Source organism: Oleiphilus sp. HI0066 (assembly GCF_001635725.1).
In genome coordinates this window covers 1-1,956 of sequence record NZ_LWFH01000677.1, presented here as the reverse complement: position 1 = coordinate 1,956, position 1,956 = coordinate 1, and the positions used below count along the sequence as shown (strand labels likewise).

At 43.2% G+C, this 1,956-nt stretch carries 4 protein-coding genes and 1 pseudogene; 2 read left to right on the top strand and 3 right to left on the bottom strand.

Annotation, left to right across the window (positions count from 1 at the left end):
• On the top strand, nt 1-162 hold a 162-nt coding region (locus tag A3738_RS29220; protein ID WP_304440088.1), incomplete at its 5' end, for a tRNA (cytidine(34)-2'-O)-methyltransferase.
• Nucleotides 163-244: 82 nt separating this feature from the next.
• Here A3738_RS29220 and secB read toward each other — a convergent pair.
• The 3 genes from secB to A3738_RS08595 all read right to left on the bottom strand — a co-directional run bounded on the left by secB (nt 245) and on the right by A3738_RS08595 (nt 1,608).
• Nucleotides 245-769 (bottom strand): protein-export chaperone SecB, encoded by a 525-nt coding sequence (gene secB / locus A3738_RS08605; RefSeq protein WP_068476279.1) that lies wholly within the window; start codon nt 767-769, stop codon nt 245-247.
• A 127-nt stretch (nt 770-896) separates the two neighbouring features.
• A complete protein-coding gene (gene grxC / locus A3738_RS08600; protein WP_068476280.1) occupies nt 897-1,151 on the bottom strand; it encodes a glutaredoxin 3 in 255 nt (84 codons plus the stop codon).
• A 40-nt stretch (nt 1,152-1,191) separates the two neighbouring features.
• Complete coding sequence (locus A3738_RS08595; RefSeq protein WP_068476281.1) at nt 1,192-1,608, bottom strand: rhodanese-like domain-containing protein; 417 nt, start codon at nt 1,606-1,608, stop codon at nt 1,192-1,194.
• A 148-nt stretch (nt 1,609-1,756) separates the two neighbouring features.
• On the opposite strand from A3738_RS08595, the pseudogene A3738_RS08590 reads away from it, so the two are divergent.
• Nucleotides 1,757-1,956 (top strand): annotated as a pseudogene (locus tag A3738_RS08590) (2,3-bisphosphoglycerate-independent phosphoglycerate mutase); the annotation flags it as partial.

Sequence of the window (1,956 nt, the reverse complement as noted above, 5' to 3'; positions counted from 1 at the left end):
GAAACTCGTGGATTACCTAGTGATGTTCGAGAGGGACTAGGAACGGACTTTTGTATTCGAATTCCAATGTTGGAAGGAAGTCGCAGCTTAAACCTGTCTAATTCAGTTGCGATTGTCGTGTATGAAGCCTGGCGTCAGCTTAGCTTTCAGGCTGGAAGTTAGATCTGCATAGATTTTTTCGCTCATAAAAAACCGCTAAACAATAAATGCTTAGCGGTTTTTTATGGATTGCAGTCACGCAGTCTTACTGAACTGTTGATTCAGCTGCTTCAGCGCTTGCTGCTTCTTGCTCCTGCTGCTGTTTCTTTGCCATTGCCTGCGCAAACATCGCGTCAAAATTGATCGGCGCTAACATCACTGGCTGGAAACCACCTTTAACAACGATATTATCAATACTTTCGCGAAGATATGGGAACAACAAGTTAGGGCATACAGCACCTACTGCATGGTGGTACTGAACACCTTCTAAACCGACGATTCTGAAAATACCAGCTTGTTGAACTTCAACAATATACGCCGTCATATCCTCAACCGATACAGTCAAAGTAATCGTGACTGCAACCTCGTGCACTTCCGATTCGATCACTGTGTGCTTGGTATTCAGATCCATTTTTACTTTTGGCTGCCATGCCTTAGTGAAAACAATTGGAGAGTTTGGCGACTCAAAAGAAGCATCTTTTACATATACTTTTTCCATCGCAAAACCAGCTTGCGGTTGTTGATTTGCTTCTTGTTCGGCATTTTCTACTGGAGTTTCGTTTTCAGACATCTTTTTTACCTTAAATCTATATTCTTTTTAGATAGAGCATCGCTCAGTACCTGCATACTAAGCACTGTATCGCTAGATAACGAGTGCACAGCTCTCTTTTTCGGGCCTAAACACATATTTTTTCATATCAAGTAAGCAGAGGATTGAGCTTACCCGCTCGCTCTAGCGCATACAGGTCATCACACCCACCCACATGCGTATTACCAATCCATATTTGTGGCACAGTGTGCTGACGACTCAATCGCATCATTTCTTGACGCAGAGAAGGATCACCATCAACCACTAATTCCTTGTATGACACGCCTTTCTTCTTTAACAAAGACTTGGCTCTCACACAAAATGGACAATAATTTGAGCTGTAAATAACGACGTTTTTAGCCATAACACTGCAATCTCATAAATCTAATATGTGCGGCGATACACTACTTTTTAACAAGTGGCATGTTGCTCGCTTTCCACTCAGCAATGCCACCCTGTAATCGAGCCACATTTTCAAAACCCGCAGCTCTTAAAAGCTTCCCGGCAGCTCCCGAATGTTGCCCCATTTTATCAGCAATAATAATTTGCTTGTCTTTGTAAGTTTCTAGCTCGCTGGTGCGGTCTTTAAAACTTGTGAATGGCACATGGATAGATCCGGTAATACGCCCTTCGTTAAAGTCTTTCTTGTCACGAACATCAACAATAACCGCTTCATCTTTATTCAAAAGTTGTGTAACGGCTAGCGGACTTAAGCTCTGACCAGCCTTTGCTTTTTCGGTCCACCACAACGCGAACAGCAAACCAAAGAAGATACTGACTAGCTCCCAGTGGTTACCGATAAATTCAAACAAACGATCCATTAGCTTTCCCTTTTAAATATTTCGGCGCGCATTATACACAAGCCATCAAGTACGAGACAGAGACTCTCGGGAATAAGTCGCCAAGAAGCAAAAGAAACGGTAAAATCGCGCCCAATTTTGAACTCTTAAACTTTGAGACCGAAGCATTATGGCAAAACGCACCACTGCACTAATCATTCTTGATGGCTGGGGCTACCGAGAGGAGAGCAATTTTAACGCAATTCAAAACGCTAAAACTCCATTTTGGGATGACATGTGGAACTCCAAACCAAGTACTCTGATTGCCACATCAGGCATGGCGGTTGGATTACCTGACGGGCAGATGGGCAATTCCGAGGTTGGCCATAT